Source organism: Arthrobacter sp. NPDC057259, from assembly GCF_042668995.1.
Classification (GTDB): domain Bacteria; phylum Actinomycetota; class Actinomycetes; order Actinomycetales; family Micrococcaceae; genus Arthrobacter.
Map to the genome: position 1 here is coordinate 34,999 of NZ_JBHUYA010000004.1, position 20,059 is coordinate 55,057.

The 20,059-nt window shown below is 66.8% G+C and carries 23 protein-coding genes; 7 read left to right on the forward strand and 16 right to left on the reverse strand.

Annotation, left to right across the window (positions count from 1 at the left end):
• Window positions 1-35 precede the first annotated feature (35 nt).
• The 6 genes from rpmJ to ACFUCU_RS07970 all read left to right on the forward strand — a co-directional run bounded on the left by rpmJ (window position 36) and on the right by ACFUCU_RS07970 (window position 3,903).
• On the forward strand, window positions 36-149 hold the full coding sequence (gene rpmJ, locus ACFUCU_RS07945) for a 50S ribosomal protein L36 (RefSeq protein WP_009358722.1): 114 nt from the start codon (window positions 36-38) through the stop codon (window positions 147-149).
• A gap of 184 nt (window positions 150-333) precedes the next feature.
• On the forward strand, window positions 334-711 hold the full coding sequence (rpsM, locus tag ACFUCU_RS07950; RefSeq protein WP_011775569.1) for a 30S ribosomal protein S13: 378 nt from the start codon (window positions 334-336) through the stop codon (window positions 709-711).
• Between the two features lie 101 nt (window positions 712-812).
• Window positions 813-1,214, forward strand: coding sequence for a 30S ribosomal protein S11 (gene rpsK, locus ACFUCU_RS07955; RefSeq protein WP_066436904.1), 402 nt, complete (start codon window positions 813-815; stop codon window positions 1,212-1,214).
• Window positions 1,215-1,339: 125 nt separating this feature from the next.
• Window positions 1,340-2,350 carry a DNA-directed RNA polymerase subunit alpha gene (locus ACFUCU_RS07960; RefSeq protein ID WP_290255912.1) on the forward strand — a complete coding sequence of 337 codons (1,011 nt, stop codon included), beginning with the start codon at window positions 1,340-1,342 and terminating at the stop codon, window positions 2,348-2,350.
• 75 nt (window positions 2,351-2,425) lie between these two features.
• The gene (gene rplQ, locus ACFUCU_RS07965) at window positions 2,426-2,980 is read left to right on the forward strand and encodes a 50S ribosomal protein L17 (protein ID WP_290255911.1); all 555 of its coding nucleotides are present in this window, start codon (window positions 2,426-2,428) and stop codon (window positions 2,978-2,980) included.
• A 32-nt stretch (window positions 2,981-3,012) separates the two neighbouring features.
• Complete coding sequence (locus tag ACFUCU_RS07970; protein WP_377971856.1) at window positions 3,013-3,903, forward strand: tRNA pseudouridine synthase A; 891 nt, start codon at window positions 3,013-3,015, stop codon at window positions 3,901-3,903.
• A gap of 45 nt (window positions 3,904-3,948) precedes the next feature.
• Here the strand turns inward: ACFUCU_RS07970 and ACFUCU_RS07975 are convergent, their stop codons facing one another.
• Complete coding sequence (locus ACFUCU_RS07975; protein ID WP_377971857.1) at window positions 3,949-5,598, reverse strand: sensor histidine kinase; 1,650 nt, start codon at window positions 5,596-5,598, stop codon at window positions 3,949-3,951.
• 265 nt (window positions 5,599-5,863) lie between these two features.
• Between ACFUCU_RS07975 and ACFUCU_RS07980 the strand changes: the two genes are divergently transcribed.
• Window positions 5,864-6,607, forward strand: coding sequence for a response regulator transcription factor (locus tag ACFUCU_RS07980; RefSeq protein ID WP_377971859.1), 744 nt, complete (start codon window positions 5,864-5,866; stop codon window positions 6,605-6,607).
• Here the strand turns inward: ACFUCU_RS07980 and ACFUCU_RS07985 are convergent.
• The 15 genes from ACFUCU_RS07985 to ACFUCU_RS08055 all read right to left on the reverse strand — a co-directional run bounded on the left by ACFUCU_RS07985 (window position 6,604) and on the right by ACFUCU_RS08055 (window position 20,042).
• Window positions 6,604-7,053, reverse strand: coding sequence for an Hpt domain-containing protein (locus ACFUCU_RS07985; protein ID WP_377971861.1), 450 nt, complete (start codon window positions 7,051-7,053; stop codon window positions 6,604-6,606). The two genes, ACFUCU_RS07980 and ACFUCU_RS07985, sit on opposite strands and share 4 nt — an antisense overlap.
• A gap of 107 nt (window positions 7,054-7,160) precedes the next feature.
• Window positions 7,161-8,042 (reverse strand): type II secretion system F family protein, encoded by an 882-nt coding sequence (locus ACFUCU_RS07990; protein ID WP_377971862.1) that lies wholly within the window; start codon window positions 8,040-8,042, stop codon window positions 7,161-7,163.
• A 7-nt stretch (window positions 8,043-8,049) separates the two neighbouring features.
• Entirely contained in the window at window positions 8,050-8,982 is a 933-nt protein-coding gene (locus tag ACFUCU_RS07995) for a type II secretion system F family protein (protein ID WP_377971864.1), read from the reverse strand.
• Window positions 8,983-8,990: 8 nt separating this feature from the next.
• Complete coding sequence (locus tag ACFUCU_RS08000; protein ID WP_377971866.1) at window positions 8,991-10,517, reverse strand: CpaF family protein; 1,527 nt, start codon at window positions 10,515-10,517, stop codon at window positions 8,991-8,993.
• The gene (locus ACFUCU_RS08005) at window positions 10,518-11,708 is read right to left on the reverse strand and encodes a CpaE family protein (protein WP_377971867.1); all 1,191 of its coding nucleotides are present in this window, start codon (window positions 11,706-11,708) and stop codon (window positions 10,518-10,520) included.
• Window positions 11,705-12,457, reverse strand: a complete 753-nt coding sequence (locus ACFUCU_RS08010; protein ID WP_377971869.1) for a Flp pilus assembly protein CpaB — start codon at window positions 12,455-12,457, stop codon at window positions 11,705-11,707. Before ACFUCU_RS08010 ends, ACFUCU_RS08005 begins: the two co-directional genes overlap by 4 nt.
• A 52-nt stretch (window positions 12,458-12,509) precedes the next feature.
• Complete coding sequence (locus tag ACFUCU_RS08015) at window positions 12,510-13,544, reverse strand: pilus assembly protein TadG-related protein (RefSeq protein WP_377971871.1); 1,035 nt, start codon at window positions 13,542-13,544, stop codon at window positions 12,510-12,512.
• A complete protein-coding gene (locus ACFUCU_RS08020; RefSeq protein WP_377971872.1) occupies window positions 13,532-13,873 on the reverse strand; it encodes a TadE/TadG family type IV pilus assembly protein in 342 nt (113 codons plus the stop codon). The genes ACFUCU_RS08015 and ACFUCU_RS08020 overlap by 13 nt, the downstream gene beginning before the upstream one ends.
• Window positions 13,874-13,999: 126 nt before the next feature.
• A complete protein-coding gene (locus ACFUCU_RS08025; RefSeq protein ID WP_377971874.1) occupies window positions 14,000-14,230 on the reverse strand; it encodes a Flp family type IVb pilin in 231 nt (76 codons plus the stop codon).
• Between the two features lie 37 nt (window positions 14,231-14,267).
• Window positions 14,268-14,507 (reverse strand): Flp family type IVb pilin, encoded by a 240-nt coding sequence (locus ACFUCU_RS08030; protein ID WP_377971875.1) that lies wholly within the window; start codon window positions 14,505-14,507, stop codon window positions 14,268-14,270.
• Between the two features lie 248 nt (window positions 14,508-14,755).
• Complete coding sequence (locus ACFUCU_RS08035) at window positions 14,756-15,637, reverse strand: type II secretion system F family protein (protein WP_377971876.1); 882 nt, start codon at window positions 15,635-15,637, stop codon at window positions 14,756-14,758.
• Window positions 15,638-15,650: 13 nt separating this feature from the next.
• Complete coding sequence (locus ACFUCU_RS08040; RefSeq protein ID WP_377971877.1) at window positions 15,651-16,595, reverse strand: type II secretion system F family protein; 945 nt, start codon at window positions 16,593-16,595, stop codon at window positions 15,651-15,653.
• 2 nt (window positions 16,596-16,597) lie between these two features.
• Window positions 16,598-18,064, reverse strand: coding sequence for a CpaF family protein (locus ACFUCU_RS08045; RefSeq protein ID WP_377971879.1), 1,467 nt, complete (start codon window positions 18,062-18,064; stop codon window positions 16,598-16,600).
• Complete coding sequence (locus ACFUCU_RS08050) at window positions 18,061-19,263, reverse strand: AAA family ATPase (protein WP_364133299.1); 1,203 nt, start codon at window positions 19,261-19,263, stop codon at window positions 18,061-18,063. Before ACFUCU_RS08050 ends, ACFUCU_RS08045 begins: the two co-directional genes overlap by 4 nt.
• On the reverse strand, window positions 19,260-20,042 hold the full coding sequence (locus ACFUCU_RS08055; RefSeq protein WP_364133297.1) for an RcpC/CpaB family pilus assembly protein: 783 nt from the start codon (window positions 20,040-20,042) through the stop codon (window positions 19,260-19,262). The genes ACFUCU_RS08050 and ACFUCU_RS08055 overlap by 4 nt, the downstream gene beginning before the upstream one ends.
• Between the last annotated feature and the right edge of the window lie 17 nt (window positions 20,043-20,059).

Here is a 20,059-nt window from a genome sequence, read left to right on the forward strand (position 1 = left end):
GGCCAGCTGACCACTGCAACACGCAAAGGAACGCCATGAAGGTCAAGCCGAGCGTCAAGCAGATCTGCGAAAAGTGCAAAGTGATCCGCCGTAATGGCCGGGTCATGGTGATCTGCGAGAACCCGCGCCACAAGCAGCGCCAGGGCTAATTCTCCCCTTCGGAGAACCCCGGGTTGCTAACCCACGCAAGTAAATAAAAGGCAGCACAAGCTGATCTGGGACATTGAGCACCAACGAGTCCGGACAGCTAACCCCCGGTCGGAGGCTGGGGCCGCACACACCGTGCGGGTGTACTGCCTACGACCTCCGGTTTATTCAAGGAGTACCGCCACTATGGCTCGTCTCGCTGGCGTAGACATTCCCCGCGAAAAGCGGCTGGAAATTGCGCTTACTTACATCTACGGCGTGGGCAAGACCCGTGCACACGAAACCCTGGCTGCCACCGGCATCAGCGCCGACGTTCGGGTCAAGGACCTGACCGACGCCGAACTGGTTCAGTTGCGTGACTACATCGAAGGCAACTACAAGGTTGAGGGTGACCTTCGCCGCGAGGTAGCCGCCGACATCCGCCGCAAGGTCGAGATCGGCAGCTACGAAGGCCTGCGTCACCGCAAGGGCCTGCCCGTACGCGGTCAGCGTACGAAGACCAACGCTCGTACCCGCAAGGGCCCGAAGCGCACCGTCGCCGGCAAGAAGAAGGCCGGACGCTAAAACCCATGTGCCCCCTGAGATCGCTTCGCGATTGCAGGGAACCAGGCATTTGTGGGCCGACAGCGTTCGCTTCCCCCAAATAACTTTCTGTAGGAGAAATAATGCCCCCGAAGACTCGTGGCGCGGTTCGCAAGCCGCGTAAGAAGGACAAGAAGAATATCGCGCTGGGCCAGGCGCACATCAAGAGCACGTTCAACAACACCATCGTGTCCATCACGGACCCGTCCGGTGCTGTCATTTCCTGGGCCTCGTCCGGTGAGGTTGGATTCAAGGGCTCGCGTAAGTCCACTCCGTTCGCCGCTCAGATGGCCGCCGAGGCCGCTGCCAAGCGCGCCCAGGAGCACGGCATGCGCAAGGTTGACGTTTTCGTCAAGGGACCGGGCTCGGGACGCGAGACCGCCATCCGTTCGCTGCAGGCCGCTGGCCTCGAGGTTGGCTCCATCCAGGACGTCACCCCCAGCGCCCACAACGGCTGCCGCCCGCCGAAGCGCCGCCGCGTCTAATGCTCTGCCGTGCTTGCCCGGACCGTCGCCGGTCCGGGCAAGCGCCGCGGCGTTAAGCCATTAGACCGATCTTTCCACCACCTGTGTTGCGTCATATAGCGGATGCTCGCCGAAAGGAAACCTAAGTGCTCATTGCACAGCGCCCCACCCTCTCCGAAGAGGTCGTCTCCGAAAACCGTTCTCGCTTCATCATCGAACCGCTGGAACCGGGCTTCGGCTACACCCTCGGTAACTCCCTCCGCCGTACCCTGCTCTCATCCATCCCCGGTGCCTCTGTCACGAGCATCCGGATCGATGGCGTGCTGCACGAGTTCACCACGGTTCCGGGTGTCAAGGAAGATGTCACCGAGATCATCCTGAACATCAAGAACCTGTCGGTTTCCTCCGAGCACGATGAGCCGGTTGTCGCTTACCTGCGCAAGCAGGGCCCGGGAGTCGTCACCGCCGCGGACATCGCTCCGCCGGCCGGCGTCGAATTCCACAACCCGGATCTGCACATCGCCACGCTGAACTCGAAGGGCAAGTTCGAACTCGAACTGACCATCGAGCGCGGCCGCGGCTACGTGTCGGCAGCTCAGAACAAGTCCGGCGACTCCGAGATCGGCCGCATCCCGGTCGACTCGATTTACTCGCCGGTGCTGAAGGTGACCTTCCGCGTGGAAGCTACCCGTGTCGAGCAGCGCACCGACTTCGACAAGCTGATTGTCGACGTCGAGACCAAGCCGGCCATCGCCCCGCGCGATGCCGTTGCCTCGGCCGGTACCACCCTGGTGGAACTGTTCGGTCTGGCCCGCGAGCTGAACACCGCAGCTGAAGGTATCGAGATCGGCCCGTCGCCGACGGACGCTGCCCTGGCAGCGGACATGGCACTGCCGATCGAGGATCTGGACCTCACCGTCCGGTCCTACAACTGCCTCAAGCGTGAGGGCATCCACACCGTGGGTGAACTCGTTGCCCGCTCCGAGGCTGACCTGATGGACATCCGTAACTTCGGTGCGAAGTCCATCGACGAGGTCAAGGCAAAGCTTGTTGAGCTGGGTCTGTCCCTCAAGGACTCCCCTCCCGGTTTCGACCTTGCAGCCCGCGCCGCAGCCATCGAAGAGGACGACGCCGCGTTCAGCGACGACGAGCTCTAAAACAGATCTTGGCCGGCGGGCCGGACGCACCGCAGCGTGCACGGTCCGCAGGCTTCCATATGAGGAGAAATAGTTATGCCTACCCCCACTAAGGGTCCGCGCCTCGGAGGCGGCCCGGCTCACGAGCGCCTCATGCTCGCGAACCTCTCTGCCGCACTGTTCGAGCACAAGCGCATCACCACCACGGTGACCAAGGCCAAGCGCCTGAAGCCGTACGCCGAGCGTCTGGTGACCTTCGCCAAGCGCGGCGACCTGGCTTCCCGCCGTCGCGTGCTGGGCCTGATCAGCAACAAGGGCGTCGTCCACGAGCTGTTCACCGACATCGCGCAGGCGATGGAGAACCGCGACGGCGGCTACACCCGCATCACCAAGATCGGCAACCGTAAGGGCGACAACGCCCCCATGGCTGTCATCGAGCTGGTCCTGGAGCCGGTTTCCGCCAAGCAGGCCGTGGTTGCCGAGGCCACCACCGCCGCCAAGCGCGACGCCGACAAGAAGGACGAGGCTGCTCCGGTTGCCGAGACCGAAGCCGCTGAGACCGAAGAGGCCCCCGAGGCCGAGGCAGCAGCAACCGAAGAGGCTCCGGCCGCCGAGGAAGCTCCCGCCGAGACCGAGAAGGAAGCGAAGTAATTCGCTGACCGCCTTCTTATAGACTTGGGTCTATGAACGAGCACGAACCCGCTGTCCCCCTTACCGGGGACGGCGGGTTTTTGCGTATCCGGCTGGGCCTCTCCTACGACGGGGCGCCGTTCAGCGGCTGGGCGCTCCAGCCCGGCCTGCGCACCGTCCAGGGCGTCCTGGAGGAGGCCCTGGCCCTGTTGCTGCGCCGGCCGGTCCGGGTCACCGTGGCCGGACGGACCGACGCCGGCGTGCACGCGCGCGGCCAGGTGGTGCACTTCGACATGGCCGCCGCCGAATGGGCCGGGCTTCCCCGCGGCGCCGGACTGGATCCGGCCGCCGCGTTGCTGCGCCGGCTCCGCGGTGCCCTCCGCCGGGGCATGGGGGAGCTGGCCGGGGCCGTCGAGGTACACCGCGCGGCGGTGGCGCCGGAAGGCTTTGACGCCCGGTTCAGCGCGCTCTGGCGCCGCTACAGCTACCGCATCGCCGACGGACCGGCCCGCTGGGACCCGGTCACCCGGCACGCCACGCTCTGGCACAAGACGGCCCTGGACACCGCACTGTTGAACGAGGGTGCCGCGCCGCTGCTGGGGCTGCAGGACTTCCGTTCCTACTGCAAGCCGCGCGAGGGTGCCACCACCATCCGCGAGCTGCAGCGCTTTGAGTTCACCCGCGGGGCCGACGGCGTCATCGTCGCGACCATCCAGGCGGACGCCTTCTGCCATAACCAGGTCCGGGCCCTCATCGGTTCGGCGCTGTTCGTCGGCGCCGGCGAGCAGCCCCCGGGCTGGCTCTACGAACGGCTGCTGGCCCGGCAGCGGGACGCACGCTCAGTCCTGGCCCCGCCGCATCCGCTGGTGCTGGAAGAGGTGGCCTATCCCTCTGCCGAAGGGCTGTTGGCCCGGGCGGAGCTGACCCGAGCCCGGCGCGAGTAGCGCCTCTTCGTAGGCCACCCCTGGTCTTCGGCCGGCAATCCGCGGCTAGAAGGAGCGCGGCGGCCCGTCGGCAGGCAACTCGACGGTGAAGGTGCTGCCGTGGCCCGGACGGGTGCGGCAGGTGATGGAGCCGCCGTGTCCCTCCACGATCGCCTTGGTGATGGACAGTCCCAGCCCCGCCCCGGGGATGGCGCCGTCGCGCACCGCCGGGCTGCGGAAGAAGCGGGTGAACATCCTGTCCGCGTCGGCGGCGGTCATCCCGATCCCGGTGTCCCGCACCTGGAGGACCACGCGGCCCTCCGCGGCGCAGCCGGAGACGGTCACGGATCCGCCGTCGGGCGAGTACTTGATGGCGTTGGAGACCAGGTTGTCGAGGGCCTGGCTGATGCGCAGCGGATCCACGTTCGCCCACAACGGCTCCCGGGCCTCCATCGCCAGGGACACCCGGGCCGCTTGCGCGTGGGCCTGGGCGGAGCCGATGCTGGCCTCCACCAGCCCGGCGAGGTCGGTGCGGCGGGGTTGCAGCTGGACGGCGGCGCTGGCGGTGACCAGCAGGTCCGAGACCAGGGCCAGCAGCCGCTCGGCGTTGCGCTGGGCCACCTCAATGCGGCGCAGCACGGACGGTGGCAGCTCCTCGCCGAGGACAAGGTCCAGGTTGCCGATGATGGAGGTCAGGGGCGTCCGGAATTCGTGCGAGACGGTGGCGACGACGTCGTCCTTGGCGGCCAGGGCATTTACCAGCCCCGTGACCTCGTTGTAGACCACGACGGCGCCGCCGAAGCCGCCGTCGTCGTCGCGTAGCGGCCGGGCGCCGGTGGAGACCACCCGGCCGCCGGGGGCGCCGCCGAAGCAGACCAGGTGGTCGGCGAAGGATTCCCCTGCCATGGCACGCCGGATGGGCCGCCGTTCGGGCTGGAGCGGGGTCCGCTGGTCCGCCCCGGTGAGCAGCAGGTGGTCCTCCCAGCCGCGGTGCACGGCGGTGCTGGCCCCGTGCGGCGCGGCGCCCGACTCGAGCCGGCTCTGCCAGCTGTTGGTGAGCAAGCGCCGCCCCTCGGCGTCGACGGCCACGATCCCTACGTCCACCGTGTCCAGGATGGTGTTCAGCAGCCGTTCCCGTTCCCGGCTCTCGGCCAGGAGCGCCTGAAGCTGCGCCTCCTTCGAGTCCACGCGGCGCTGCTGGCGGGCAAGCTGTCCCTTGACGAACTCCATGGCCACCGCCACGGCCAGGGTGGTCAGCGACAGCAGGGCGACGGTGGCGATCCGGCCCGGGCTGTCGTCGGGGCCGGCGTCGAAGAACCACGGGAGTCCGGCCAGCAGCGGGCCGAAGAAGCTCAGCGCGGCGGCGATGCCGGGGGAGAGCCGGGAGGAGGCGAGCCAGACCACGGGCAGGACGGACAGCACCCCGAGGCCCGGCAACTCCTCGGCCGCGGCGACCCGGCTGAGTCCAATGGCGGCGAGGTCGAGCACCGGAATCCACAGCGTTGCCAAGGCCGGGAGGCGCTCCCAGGGGACCACCAGGCAGGCAAGGAAGAGGGCGGCGTGGGCGGCGACGGCGGCCTGGCCCCACCCGCTGTAGAGGTGCAGGTCCCAAGCCGACGGGGCCGCGGCGAGGCCGGCGGTGAGCAGCAGGGTGAGGGGAAGCTGGGAGCTCAGGACGCGAAGGCGGGTGTGCAGGACGGTCGGGCGGCGGGGCACCCGCACGTCATGAACCAGCCGCCACTCACCCAAAGGCCCACGCTCCTCTCACGAAGCTTGAGTTTACAGTCGTGTCAAAATAAATTGACATCAAACATACGAAGATTGCTGAACAAAAATGTGCCGGAGCCCGGGATTTTGTCCCCGGCTGGGTATGGTGGCAGGACGTGCTGCGGGTCTTTGGCGCGGCGGAGCCCCGCATGGCGGAGGTGCCCCGGGCCGGTGGCGGCGGTGGAAGCGGAACTGCAGCGGATGTGAGGGTGGCATGACAGACCTGGGCGTGGCCGTGGTCGTGGAAGACGACGCCGATGTGCGGAACCTCGTCGAGGCCGTGCTGCGGCAGGCGGGCTTCGAGGTGCATTCCGCCTCGGAGGGCCGCGAAGGCGTGGACGTCGTCCGCCGTGAGGATGCCCAGGTGGTCACCCTGGACGTGGGGCTGCCGGATATTGACGGGTTTGAGGTCCTGCGCCGGATCCGCCAGTTCAGCGACGCCTACGTCGTCATGCTCACGGCCCGCACGGACGAACTCGACACCCTGACCGCGCTCCACACGGGTGCGGATGATTTCCTTACCAAACCCTTCCGGCCGCGCGAACTCCGCGCCCGCGTGGCGGCCATGATGCGCCGTCCACGCCGGGACAACGGCGGCGCCGTGGCCGGGCCTGCACCAGCGCCGGACAACGTGCTGCGCCACAACGGGCTGTCGCTGAACCCGGACATGCGCTCCGTGATGGTCGACGGCGAGCCGCTGGCGCTGACGCGCAGCGAATTTGACCTCCTGCATGCGCTCCTCAAGGGCGCGGGTGCGGTCCGGTCCAAGACGGACCTGGTCCGCGTGGTCAGGGGGGAGTACTACCGGGCCGACGCCTACATCAGCGACTCCGACGAGCGCGCCGTCGAGGTCCACATCGGCAACCTGCGCCGGAAACTGGGCGAGGACGCCGTGCAGCCCCGCTGGCTGCAGACCGTCCGGGGTGTGGGCTACCGGCTCGCGCCTGCGCAGCCCTAGCACTCCATCAGGATGTAGCTGAACTGCAGTTCCTGGACGGTTTCCCGGCCCCGGGCCGCGACCTCGCCGAGCCGGGCCTCGGCCTCCGCCAACAGGCCTTCCCTGACCAGGCCTTCCAGTTCCGTGGCCAGGCCGGCCAGGCGCAGGCCGCCGACCATCGAGGACGAGGTCTTCACGCTCAGCACGGCGTCGAGGGCGGCCGTCGCGTCCCGGCGCGTCAGAGAATCAGCCAGGGAGTCGTAGCGCTGCTCCCACATCAGGGCGTAGTCGCGGGCAAAGCCCCGCGCGACCGTCGCACTGTTGAGCTGTTCGCCCAGGTCCTGGAGGGCCCCCGGGTCCATCAGGGGTGCCGCCGCGGGCCCCGGCCGCGCGCCGTCGTCGGAAGTGACGGCAGTGGTCGCGGCCCCCGACGCCGGATTTTCGGGGCTGGCAGCTGAAAGAGACATGGCACTACGGTACCCGCTTGACCCGGCGGCCGTCCGGGCGCCCGATGATCCTGCGCAAACCCTGAGGGGAACCTTGTCGGGCCCGCAGGCACCCGCCACACGCGGCGTCAGTGGCCGCTGAAGGTGTTGATCGCGTTGATGACGGCGGGGCCCAGGATGGCGATGAAAAGCACCGGAAAGATGAAGAATAGCAGCGGGAACAGGATGGTCACGGGCAGTTTCATGGCCTTCTCCTCGGCCCGTTGCCGGCGCTTGACGCGCATGACCTTCGCCTGGATCCTGAGCACGCGGCTGATGGCGATGCCATAGGTGTCCGCCTGCACCACGGCCTGGACGAAGCTGCGGAGTTCGGGGATGCTGGTGCGCTCGGAGAGGGCCTGATACGACTCGCGGCGGCTGCGACCCACCTGCATGTCCTGCAGGGTGCGGACCAATTCCTCCGCGAGGGGTCCCTTGCCGTTCTCTCCGGCCCGGGCCATGGCGCCCTCGAAGCCCAGGCCCGCCTCGACCGATATGAGCATCTGGTCCAGCGTGTTCGGCAGTTCCAGCTGCATGGCCTTCTGACGCTCCTGGCCCTTGCTGTACAGCAGCAGATCTGGGATGAAGTAGCCCAGCAGTATCACGAAGAGTCCCACGAGCTTGAGCATGGGCGCGGGGGTGCTGGCGAACCACAGCCCCAGTAGGGCCCCGACGGCGCCAAGCAGCGGCTTCGCGGCAAGCACCCGGCCCAGGGGCAGCGACGCCGGCCGGCCGGCGAGGGCCAGCAGATGGTCGAGTTTGCGCACGTAAGCCGGGGGAGTGAGACGGCGGCCCAGCCGCTCCAGCACGTCACGTTTGCGCGTCTCGGTGGCCTCTACGGGTGCGGTACCGAGGGCGAGCATCTGGCGGATGGCGCGCTGGGATTTCCGGTCCACCGAGAGCACGGACCAGGACAGGTAGGACAGGGGCAGGCAGATCAGCAGCAGCCCGGCGAGGAGGATGGCGTTCACGGCGGCCTCAGAACTTCAGGTCGATAATCTTGCGCATCCACAGACCGCCGATGGTCATCAGGATGACGGACGCGGCGATCATGCCCCAGCCGAGCGGGTTGGTGAACATGACGTTCATGTAGCCGGGGTTGACCAGCATCAGCATGAGCACGATGCCCACGGGCATGGCCATCAGGATGTAGGCGGAGAATTTGCCTTCGGCGGCGAGGGACTTGATGTGGCCCTTGATCTCGCTGCGCTCGCGGATGGTCTCGTTGACCTGGTCGAGGACTTCCGCCAGGTTGCCGCCGACCTCTCGGTTGATTTGGATGGCTTGGGCGATCCAGACGAAGTCCTCGTTCTGCATCCGGTCCGCAGAGTCGGTCAGGGAGTCGAGCAGGTCACGGCCCAGCGAGGTTTCCGTGATGATCCTGCGCATCTCTTCGGCGGTCGGGCTTTGGGATTCGTTGCCGGCCGCGTCGATGGCCCGCAGGATGCTGTGCCCGGCGCGCAGGCCGCCGGAGAGCAGCTGCAGGGTGTCGCCGAGCTGGTCATCGAACCGGGAACGGCGGCGGCCGGCGAGGAAGGTGAGGACCAGGTGACCCGCCACCGGAGCGAGAAGGACCAGGAGGACCGCCAGGAGGGGGCCGCCCACCAGGAGGCCGGCCAGGGCTCCGACGAGTGCGCCGGAGAGCAGCAGCACGTAGAAGTCCCCCTGTCCCAGGCGGAGACCGGCCTGCTCGAGGGCCTCCCGGTTGAAGAGCCGGACCTTGCGGCGTGCGAAGAAGCCCTCGGCCAGGCCCGCGGCGGATCCGGCGAAGCGGCTGAGGGAGGACTCCGCGGCGACCTGTACCGGCCGCCGTCGGTCCAGGGGTACCCGGGACGCACCGGGGGCCACGACGACGATGGTGAGGAGCAGGATGGCGGCGACCAGGAGGGCGACGCCGGCGTACAGAATCACGGTCCGGGTCACCCCCGTCCGGCGGGGGCCAGCGGAGTCGCGAACACGCTCGGCGAGACAAAGATGCCAAGGTCCTCGAAGCGGTCGATGAAGCGGGGACGGATCCCGGTGGCCACCGGTTTGCCCAGGAAGCGTCCATGGGCGTCGACGCCGGCGGAGTAGTCGAAGACGAAGGCATCCTGGAGGGTGACGATGTCCCCTTCCATGCCCTGGACCTCGGTGACGTGGGTGATGCGCCGGGAGCCGTCACGGAGCCTGGAGATCTGCACGATCAGGTTCACCGCGGAGGCGATCTGTTCCCGGATGGCGCGCAGGGGCAGGTCCATCCCGGCCATCAGGACCAGGGTCTCCAGGCGGGCGACGGCGTCCCTGGGGGAGTTGGAGTGGACGGTGGACAGCGATCCGTCGTGGCCGGTGTTCATGGCCTGGAGCATGTCCAGGGACTCGCCGCCGCGGACCTCACCGACGACGATCCGGTCCGGCCGCATACGCAGCGAGTTGCGGAGCAGGTCGCGGATGGTGACCTCGCCCTTGCCCTCGGTGTTGGGTGGTCGGCTCTCCAGCCGCACCACGTGCTCCTGCTGGATTTGCAGTTCTACCGCGTCCTCGATGGTGACGATTCGCTCGTCGTGCGGCAGGAAGGAGGACAGGACGTTCAGCAGGGTGGTCTTGCCGGTACCGGTGCCGCCGGAGACGATGATGTTCAGCTTGGCCCGGACGCAGGCGTTGAGCAACTCCGCCATCTCGGGGGTGAGCGTGCCGAACTCGATCAGGTTCTGCACGGTGAGGGGAATTTTGCTGAACTTTCGGATGGTGAGCGAGGACCCGCCGACGGCCAGCGGCGGGATGACGGCGTTGACGCGGGAGCCGTCCTCGAGGCGGGCGTCGACCAGGGGCGACGACTCGTCAATGCGGCGGCCCACCTTGGAAACAATCCGTTCGATCACCTTGCGCAGGTGCTCCTCGGAGCTGAACCGCGAGTCCGTGAGCGTGAGCTGACCCTTGCGTTCCACGTAGATCTGGTCCATCCGGTTGACCATGATTTCGGTAACGGCCGGGTCGTCCAGGAGCCGTTGGAGCGGCCCGTAGCCGAGGACGTCGTCGGCGACGTCGCGGACCAGCCGGCCGCGTTCCTCTGCGGACAGCGGGACCTGTTCGGCGTCGACAATGCGGATCAGTTCGTCCCGGGCGGTAGCCCGCAGCTCTTCCTCCTTCACGGCGGAGTCGCTGAAGCGGGTCCCCATCCGCTCGAACAGGGCGGTGGCGGCACGTTCCTTGAGTGCGGCGAAGGCGTCAACTGGCTGGGCTCCGCGGCCGCCGTCGTTGTGTTCCCCAGGGGCATGCGACGGTGCCGCCGCGGCCAGACGGGACGGACCCTGCGGGGCGGGGGCTTGCGCCGGGACGGCCTGTGCACCGATTTCGGTCGGGAGGGGACCGCCCGGGATGGGGGACAGGTGGGGCGCCGGGGAAGCCGGCTGCTGGGCCGCCGGGAGGTGGCCGCCCTCTGCCGCGGAGAGGCGTTCGGAGAGTTTCATTTAGACGACCACCCTTCGGTGCAGTTTCTTTTGGGCCTTGGCACGCCAGGCCGGATCGAACCGGGCGACCAGCTGCCGCAATCCCTTCACGGCCGGGTCCCGTCGGGCGTCCTGGAGGACGGGGATGCCGCGGTTGGTGGAGTAGGCCACGGCCTTGGACCGGGGGATGCTCACGTCCACCGGGGCGCCGATGGTGGCCTCCACGTCCTGGACGCTGAGGCCGGACTTGGCATCGGCCATGTTCAGTACGACGTGCCGGGTTTCGGGCAGCAGGTCCAGCCGGCGAAGGATGTCCAGTCCGGACCGGAGGCCGCGGATGCTGGGGACGTCCATGGCGCTGACCCAGACGACGTCGGTGCACTGCTCCAGCGCTGCCAGCCCCACCTCCGGCAGCCCGGGTGCCGTGTCGATGACGACGTATTGGAACTGCTCGGCCAGCTGGGCGATGAGGCGGCTGACCTGCTGCGGGGTGATGCTGTCCGCCTCGACCGGGGTCCGCGGCGCGCACAGCGCGTAGATGCTGCTGGGGTGCACGGTGAGGAACGCCTTGAGGACCAGGGAATCCTGGCTGGCGGAGGCGGAGACGGCGTCCGTGACGGTGTGTTCGGGGTTGAGGTACAGCCCGGAGGCGATGTCGCCGAACTGCAGGTCCAGGTCCACCACGACGACGCTCATCGGCGCGACCTTGCCCAGGCCGATGGCGATGTTCGTGGCGATGGTCGTTTTCCCGACCCCGCCCTTGGGGGAAAAGACCCCGATCACCAGGCCGCGCGGGGCATCAGGGTTCTGGATCGCGGCGGTGCGGTTGCGGCTTGCGTAGGACTGACAGGCCCGCTCCAGCAGCACCCGGATCTGTGCGGGGTCAGCCGAGGGGCTGAGGATGTCGCGGATGCCGGCGCGCATGGCGAGGAGGACGACGTCGGGGTCCGCCTCCCCGACCAGGATCACGCTGAGCTCGGGCAGCTGCACGTCGAAGACCGTCGCGAGGCGGAGCGCGTTCTCGGCGGGGACGTCCGGTCCGATGATCAGCACTTCGGGACGTTCCTGGTCCAGCTTGGCGAAGAGTTCGCCCGGGTTGGCGGGGTCGACGGCGGCAAAGGTCTGGACGCCGCCTGTCAGTCCGCCGCCGACGGCCCGCCGAAGCCGCGCGTCGAAGTCGGTGTTGGGGGAGATGAGGACGAAGCGGCTCACTTGTATACCTCCGGCTTGGTCATGATGCCCGGGCGGCCGCTGTCCGTCGCGTCCAGCGGTTCCTTGCTCAGCCACAGCTTTTCGAACTCCGCGGCGTAGACGATTTTTGTCGCGTCGACGTCGTTGACCGCCACGGTGAGGAGCATTGACCCGGTGGGCAGGGAGGTGTCCTGGGCCGGGGCGGCAGAGCCGTTAGCTGACGGCGCGGGGCTCGGGGTGGCCGTGGGTGCCCGCTGCACGGAGGTCACCAGGACCTTGTGGATGCTGAGCTGGGTGGTTTCCTTCTCCGGCTTGGCTTCCAGGCCTCCGCCCTTGATGTTGATGAAGATCCCGATGTGGTCGCCCGCGGCGATGCGTCCGCCGACGACACGCTGGGGTTCGAGCTGGAAGGAGACTTCCTGGAGTCCTTTGGGGATCTCGACAGCGCCGCTGGCCTTCAGTTCCTCGGGCTGGATCAGCCGTTCGGCCACCAATTGCTCGCCGGGCAGCAACTCCACGGAGGTCACTTTGCCACCTTGTCCGTCCAGGTTCTTCAACGCAGACTTGGAAACAGCGGTGCCGGGGAGCTCCTGCGTGGTGAGGAAGGCCTGCAGGCTCGCAACCGGTGTGCCCGCGGGGACCGCCTTCTGGACCACCAGGACGCTGACGGGATCCAAGTCTTGGACGGCACGGCTGTCCGCACCCTGGGCGTAACTGACGACAAGAATGGCGCCGACGATTGCGATGACGATTGCCGCAACGCCTGCCAATAAGCGTGACTTCAAAAACTGCTCCTGAACATCGTGAGAACGGGGAAACCTTTTACTGCGTCAGTCGGACGATGGTGGCTCCGTTCGCATCGACCGGGCCGAGGGTGAAGCCATCGGCCAGCGAGACGTACTGAATGAAACTGCCGATGATGCCTCGGCAGTTTCCGTCGCACGCCACGGAGGACGGGACGTTGGGGGTCGTATTTTGGAAGGAATCGGGCAGCGAGTTGTTGCCGCTAAACTTCCAGCCTTTGACCTTGAAAGCCGCGAAGCTGATCAAGCCGTAGACCGCGCCGGAGCCGGTTCCGGAGACCTTGTTGAAGACGGGAAGGAGCACCACGACGTCCTTGCCGGCGGAGATGCTGGCCGCCCAGCTGTTGAGGGTTGCGGTGCAGACAGATGGGTAGCTGTTGCCCGGGTCGCTGCCGCTTTCGGAGGCGGCGAGGTCAATGAGGCCGCCGCAGATGCCGGGGTCGCTGACCAGCCATCCGAAACCACCTTGGACTGCGGCTCCGGAGGGCCCGTAGTTGCAGTCGGCGTTGGCGTTGCTTCCGTGGTTCTGAAGCAGTTGGAGTGTGCCGTCGACGTACCCCTGCACCTGACAGATGGAGAAGGCAACCGGAAATGCGGTGGTGCCTTTGACCGGGCTGCCCCAGGCCACGCTGGCGGAGGCCGAGACTTGAGCGGTGTTGAGGCCGAGAGCGCGGGCAAAGAACAGGGATACCTGGTTTGGCTCCTTGCCGGCTTCCTGGGAGCCGGCGTTCACCGTCACGGTGCGGTTGGCTTTGTCCAACACGATGGACTGGATGTTGCTGAGCCCGTCGTTGGCGTTTCCATTGGCAAGGCCATTGGCGAGTGACGACGTGGTGGCGCAGTCCGTGTCGTTAGGATTTTTTGCGCACTTCTGGGCAACGGCTAGGGCGGCTGAATCGGCCCCGTTACGCAGTTGTGTCCTCTCCGCGTACAGCATGCCGACGTCCACCGCGATGGCCGCGAAGCCGAGCAGCGTCACCATGAGCAGAGCAACGAGTATGGCGATCGCGCCGCGCTCGTCAGAACGGGTCGTCGGGCCGGTCAGCCGCCGCACAACATCACCCCCGTGCCCTCCAAGGGGAACGGCCCCGCGATGCCCGTCAGCGTCGAGAGCGTGTAGCTCACCTTGACCGTCACTTGCGTCCCGGAAGTGCAGACGTTGGGTGTGACGGTGATGTTAGTGTCCGTCAACGCAGGTTGGACTGCCACAGCGGCGTTCTTGACTGCCGTCTTGGCCCCAGTGGGATTGTTGGTGATCGCCATGACTCGCACTCCCTCACGCGCGGCGCTGGAGAGGGAGACCTGGACGTTGTAGGCACGCCCGAACTCCATGATGCCGAGTAAGAGCATGACCAAGACGGGGGCGAGGAGGGCGAATTCCACCGCGACGGCTCCCCGTTCGTTCCTTCGGGCCACGGGAACCGCCTTTCAATGCTTGGGTTGGAGGGCCCGGGGCATGGGATCAGGGTTGGGACGTCCTTCTCCTGTCCCAACCCTGATCGCTGCTTTCTACTTCGAACACGTACCGGGAGTTCCGTCTGCCGCCGCGGCAGACATCGTGCCGCCCTTCACGCTGCAGGCGACATTGTTGAACGTCGAAACCAGGTTGTTCCCCAGCAATGTCACGGCAACGATGATGACAACTGCGATGAGCGACACCATGATGCCGTACTCCACGGCAGTAGCCCCACGCTCCTCTTTCCGGAGGCGGCTAGTGAGGTCATTTACAGAGAAACGCATTGAGATCTCCTAAAGGAAGATGCTGGCTTAGCCGGAGTTACTTTGAGCAGGTACCGGGCGTCGTTGTCCCGCCCGACGTGGTTGCGGCAGACATGGTGCCACCCTTGACGCTGCATGCAACCCCATTGAAGGTGGTAACGAGGTTGTTCCCGAGCAGCGTTACGGCAACGATGATGACGACGGCAATGAGGGAGACCATGATGCCGTACTCAACGGCGGTGGCGCCGCGCTGATCGCGGCGAAGGCGGCTTGCGATGGTGGCGAAGAAGGAACGCATGAGTGACTCCTGAGCGAGGTGAGCGGCTGGCCCTGCACCAGCACTGAGAGGAACTTAGCAACCACCGACACGCCGAGATCCCCACTTTCCAACTTCCTGTGTGAAGGCTTGACGAACTGTCCCTTTCCTGCCCTTTACCTGCGCCGATACTGCGCCTCAGACTCCTTACGAGTGGCCACCACAAAGAAGGACCCCCTCGACTCTGGTCCGAGGGGGTCCGGTCTGTGGCCGCCGGCGAGCGGGCCGGCTTATTTTTTGGCGAAGAGGTCCATGATGCTCATCGCAGTCGGTCCAAGCACCACAATGAACAGCGTGGGCAGAATGAAGAAGATGAGCGGAAAGAGCATCTTGACCGGCATCTTCATGGCGTGTTCCTCGGCGCGCTGGCGCCGCTTCACCCGCATGTCCTTGGCTTGTGCGTGCAGCACGCCGGCAATGGCGATGCCGTAGCTGTCCGCTTGGACGACGGCGCGGACGAAGCTCCGCAGGTCTGGGACGTCGACGCGCTGCGCCATGGCCAGGTACGCCTCCTTCCGGGACCGTCCCACCTGGATGTCCTGCAGCGTCCGAATGAGTTCGTCGGCAAGCGGACCCTTGCCATTCTGGCCAGCGCGCGCCATGGCAGTTTCGAAGCCGAGCCCGGCCTGAACTGAAATCAGCATCTGGTCCAGCGTGTCCGGCAGTTCCAGCTTGATCTGCTCGCGACGTTTCTGGGCATTGTTCCGGATCAAGATGTCGGGGACGAAGTAGGCAAGCGCCGTGACGCCCACCATCAGGAGGACGTTGGTGATGGTGGGGCTTCCGGCCACCAGCATGGTCCCCAGTACTGCTCCCGTTAGTGCCAACAACGGCTTAACCATGATGACGCGGCCCAGGGGCCAGTCCTTCGGCCGCCCTGCACCGGCAAGCTGCTTGTCCAGCCACGCGGCATAGCCCTTGGGGGTGACCCTTCGGCTGAGGGCCGCGAGCTGCCCAGCGGCGGACACCACAGACCCGGCCGTCTCCGGGCGCCGCCCCAGGTTGGTTTGGATGTTTCGCAGGCCGGCACGGTCGCCGGTAAAGGCGAGCCACGTCATGAGGGACACCGGGGCGATGATGGCCAGGATGGCGGCATAAGCGATGGGATTCATAGTCTTCGTCCTCTCAGAACTTTGGTTTGATGAGGCGGCTGAGCCAGAATCCGCCGGCGGCCAGCAGAACGACGGCGGTGACGATCATCAGGAAGCCGGGAAACGTGGTGAGGAAGACCTTCGAATACAGCGGGTTGAACAGCGTGAGTCCGAAAAACATCACGATCGGCAGAGCCATGAGGACCAACGCCGACATACGTCCTTCCGCGCTGAGAGCCTTCACCTGGCCGCGTAGCTGGGTCCGGTCCCGGATGGTCTCACCCACGTTGTCCAGGACCTGCGCGAGGTCACCGCCTACCTCGCGGTGGATCTCGATGGCCCGGGTGATGGAGGCAAAGTCCTCGTTGGCGGTCCGCCGGGCCACGTCTGCCAGCGATTCCCCGAGGTCCCGACCGATCCGGGTCTCGTTGACCACCCGGCTGAGTTCTTCTTTCATGGGCGACTCGTTTTCCTCCGCGGCGGCGTCCACCGCCCGGAGCAGGCTGTGTCCGGCCCGCAGCCCCCCGGCCAACATTTGCAAGGCGTCCGGTACCTGCTCGGCGAACTTGCGGCGTCGGCGGGAGACCAGGACCTGCAGCAGGAGAAGGAGCCCGACCGGCGCCATCAACAGCAACAGGAGGGCCGGCACCAGCCCGCCCAGCAGGAACCCGATGACCGCGGCGACGAAGGCTGCGGCTCCGACGAACAGGAGGTAGTCACCGGGCTGCTTCTTCAGGCCCGCGCTGTCCAGCCGTTCCCGGCTGAGCAGGCCCGGGCCCCGGCCGCGGAGCTGCTGGTTGAGGGCGGTCACGGCATGGTCGGTCAGCTTCGTCAGGCCGGAGTTGTGGTTGGCCTGCAGCTCTGGACGTCGCCGCGAGAGGGGGACGCTGCGGGAGGCGAAGACGACGACGATCACGATGGCCAGGGCGGCGTACACCAGGAGCAGGCCGCCGACAAACACCAGGGGAGAGAGTTCCACCGTTACCGCCCCCTCATCGCTGCGGCGCCGAAGACCGCCGGCGAGATCGGAATCCCAAGCTCGGCGAACCGGTCGGTAAAGCGGGGGCGCACCCCCGTGGGGATGGTCCGGCCCAGAAAGCGGCCGTTGCCGTCGACACCGGCCGCGTAGTCGAACACGAACGCATCCTGGAGCGTGACGACGTCGCCCTCCATGCCCTGAACCTCGGTGATGTGCGTGACCCGGCGCGAGCCGTCCCGGAGGCGCGTGATGTGCACAATCAGGTTCACCGCGGAGGCAACCTGTTCGCGGATGGCCCGCAGTGGCAGGTCCATCCCGGCCATCAATACGAGGGTTTCCAACCGCGCGACGGCGTCCCGCGGCGAGTTGGCGTGGACGGTGGAGATGGACCCGTCGTGGCCGGTGTTCATGGCCTGCAGCATGTCCAGGGACTCGCCGCCGCGGACCTCGCCAACCACGATCCGATCAGGCCGCATGCGCAGCGAGTTGCGGACCAGATCGCGGATGGAGATCTCGCCCTTGCCCTCAATGTTGGGCGGACGGCTCTCCAGCCGGACCACGTGATCTTGCTGCAGCTGCAGTTCCACGGCGTCCTCGATGGTGACGATCCGGTCCGTGCTCGGGATGAACGAGGAGAGCACGTTCAGCAGGGTGGTCTTGCCGGTGCCGGTACCGCCGGAGACGATGATGTTCAGCCGCGCCTGCACGCACGCCTGCAGCAACTCGGCCATCTCGGGCGAGAGGCTGCCCATGGTGACCAGGTCGTGCACCGTCAGGGGGTCCCGGCCGAACTTGCGGATGGTCAGGGCCGGACCGTTGACCGCGAGCGGCGGAATGATGGCGTTGACGCGGGACCCGTCGGAGAGCCGGGCATCAACCAGGGGAGAGGACTCATCGATCCGGCGGCCAACGTTGGAGACGATCCGCTCGATCACCCGGCGCAAGGCCTCGTCGGAGGTGAATTTGGCATCGGTGAGCTGAAGCCGTCCCTGGCGTTCCACGTAGATCTGGTCGAATCGGTTGACCATCACCTCGGTGACGGTCGGGTCGTCCAGGTACCGCTGGATGGGTCCGTGGCCCAGCACGTCGTCGGTGATGTCCCGGATCAGCCGCTGGCGTTCCGCCGCGGAGAGGGGAATCTGTTCCTCTTCGACGACCGCCTTGAGCTCCTCCTTGACCGACTGGTGCAGCTCGGCCTCGTCCACCGAGGAGTCCGTGATGCGGGAGCCGAGCCGTTCGAAGAGGGACGCGCTGGCCCGTTCCTTGAGGGCGTTGAGTGCCTCGCTGGCCACCGTTGCCGTCTGCTGCAGTTCGGCGGCGGGCTGCGCCTCCGCGGCGGTCTTGGCCTCGAGGATCCGGCCGAGGGTGGCCGGCGCGTTGGAGGCGGCGAAGACGTCGTCGTCGGGCTTGTTGGCTTCGGTGGGCCCGGAGACCCCGCGCAGTTGCTGGTACCGGTCCGCGAGGCTCATTGGACTACCGCCCTTCTGTGGAGTTGCTTGTGGGGCCGGGCGTCCCAGTCCGGCTTGAACCGGTCGACCAGGCGCCGCAGGCCCTTGAGTGCCGCGTCCCGGCTGTTGTCCTGGAGGATGGGGACGCCCTTGTTGGTGGAGAACGGCAGGGTCCGTGAGCGGGGAAGGACGACGTCGACGGGTGCGCCGATGGTGGCCTCGACGTCCTTGAGCGAGAGACCTGCGCGGCGGTCGGCCATGTTCAGGACGATGTGCCGGTGGGCCGGCACCAGGTTCAACTCGTCGAGGATCTGGAACCCGGTCCGCAGTCCCCGAATGCTGGGGACGTCCATCCCGCAGATCCAGACTGCATCGGTGGCCTGCTCCAACGTGGCCAGGACGTGCTCGCCCAGACCCGGTGCGGTGTCGACCACGATGTAGCGGAATTCCTGCCGCAGCTGCTCCAGCAGGTGGCTGACATGGGCCGCGGTGATGCGGTCCATCTCAATGGGCGTCCGAGGGGCGCAGAGCGCGTAGATTCCGGCCGGATGGACCGTGAGGTAGGTCTTGAGGACCATGGAATCCTGGCTGGCCGCTCCCGCCACGGCGTCGGTGATGGTGAACTCAGGCTCGAGCAGCAGCCCGCTGGCCACGTCCCCGAACTGCAGGTCCAGGTCCACCACCACCACGCTCATCGGTGCGCTCTTGCCCAGCCCGACGGCGAGGTTGGTGGCCACCGTCGTCTTGCCGACGCCGCCCTTGGGTGACATCACGGCAATCACGCGGCCGGGGCCGTGGTCTGCGTGCTCCGTGGCCTGCGGACCCAGCCCCCGGCGCCGGCCGGCAGCGGCCAGGCTGGCCCGCTCGAGCATGACGCGGATGGTGTCGGGATCCGCGTCGGGATCGAGGAGATCCCGGACACCGGCGCGCATGGCTTGGACCACGGTTTCGTGTTCTGCAGTGCAAGCCAGCACGACGCTGATCTCGGGGTATTGCAGGTCCATGACGGAGGCCAGTTTCAGCGAGTCGGCCACCGGGACGCCCGGTCCCAGGATGAGGACCTCCGGCGGTTCGCCGACCAACTGCTTCAGCATGTCGGCAGGTCCCTCGGGCAGGTAATCCGCCTTGAAGACGTGCAGCTCGCCGTGCATTCCGTTGACGGCCAGACGGACCAGGCGTTCGAAGTCCGAATTCGGGGTGATGAGGACGAAGCGGCTCATTTGAACAGCCCTGCCGCATCCACCGTGCCGGTTCCGGCGTCCGGGGAATCCGAGGGTTCCTTGGACAGGTAGATCTTGCCGAACTCCGCCGCGAAGACGATCCGCTCAGCGTCAGCGCTGTTCCGCGCCAAGGTGATGAGGTAACCGCCGTCGCCGGAGGACTTCGACGACGTCGTCGAGGAAACCTGGCTTGCGCCGCCGCTATCCGAGGCCGTTCCGGACTGCGTCGCCGCGCCGTCGCTATACTGCGCCGCAGTGACCAGGACCTTGTGGAAGGTTTGCTGCGTGCGGCTGAGCTTGGCGCCGTCGGTGCCCGTGGCCGCCGATTCCAGTGAGAGGAAGACGCCGACCGTGTCGCCAGCCTTCAGAATGCCGCCGGCCACGCGTTCGATGGGTAGTTTGAGCGTGACCTCCTGCAACCCGGTGGGCACCTGGACCCGAGACGGGCCGAGGAACGAGGTTTCGTCGACCATGCGGCTCGAGAGCAACTGCTCACCCGGTTCCAGGGTGACCGCCGTGACCTTCGACCCCAGGGAGGAAAGATCGGTGATGGTGTTGTCCGCCACCGCAAGCTTCGGGACGTCCTTTTTCACCACCATGCCGGCCACCTTGTCCGCCGAGGTTCCGGCGGGAATTGCTTTCTGTACGACATACACGGATTCTGTTTCCGTTCCGGCGACAGCACGTTTATCGGCATTCTGTACATAGGAAACCAATAGGACTGTGCCAATGATGGCAACAAGTAGAGCCGCAATGCCCCCCAGCAGGCGTGTTCTCATTTCAACTCCTTAGAAAT

Coding starts and splice junctions, on each gene's coding strand:
- ACFUCU_RS08030 (WP_377971875.1), bottom strand. CDS start 14,507: ATGCGTTCCTTCTTCGCCACCATCGCAAGCCGCCTTCGCCGCGATCAG.
- ACFUCU_RS08035 (WP_377971876.1), bottom strand. CDS start 15,637: ATGAATCCCATCGCTTATGCCGCCATCCTGGCCATCATCGCCCCGGTG.
- ACFUCU_RS08045 (WP_377971879.1), bottom strand. CDS start 18,064: ATGAGCCTCGCGGACCGGTACCAGCAACTGCGCGGGGTCTCCGGGCCC.
- ACFUCU_RS08055 (WP_364133297.1), bottom strand. CDS start 20,042: ATGAGAACACGCCTGCTGGGGGGCATTGCGGCTCTACTTGTTGCCATC.
- rpmJ (WP_009358722.1), top strand. CDS start 36: ATGAAGGTCAAGCCGAGCGTCAAGCAGATCTGCGAAAAGTGCAAAGTG.
- ACFUCU_RS08025 (WP_377971874.1), bottom strand. CDS start 14,230: ATGCGTTTCTCTGTAAATGACCTCACTAGCCGCCTCCGGAAAGAGGAG.
- ACFUCU_RS07970 (WP_377971856.1), top strand. CDS start 3,013: ATGAACGAGCACGAACCCGCTGTCCCCCTTACCGGGGACGGCGGGTTT.
- ACFUCU_RS08000 (WP_377971866.1), bottom strand. CDS start 10,517: ATGAAACTCTCCGAACGCCTCTCCGCGGCAGAGGGCGGCCACCTCCCG.
- rpsK (WP_066436904.1), top strand. CDS start 813: ATGCCCCCGAAGACTCGTGGCGCGGTTCGCAAGCCGCGTAAGAAGGAC.
- rpsM (WP_011775569.1), top strand. CDS start 334: ATGGCTCGTCTCGCTGGCGTAGACATTCCCCGCGAAAAGCGGCTGGAA.
- ACFUCU_RS07980 (WP_377971859.1), top strand. CDS start 5,864: ATGACAGACCTGGGCGTGGCCGTGGTCGTGGAAGACGACGCCGATGTG.
- ACFUCU_RS07985 (WP_377971861.1), bottom strand. CDS start 7,053: ATGTCTCTTTCAGCTGCCAGCCCCGAAAATCCGGCGTCGGGGGCCGCG.
- ACFUCU_RS08050 (WP_364133299.1), bottom strand. CDS start 19,263: ATGAGCCGCTTCGTCCTCATCACCCCGAATTCGGACTTCGAACGCCTG.
- rplQ (WP_290255911.1), top strand. CDS start 2,426: ATGCCTACCCCCACTAAGGGTCCGCGCCTCGGAGGCGGCCCGGCTCAC.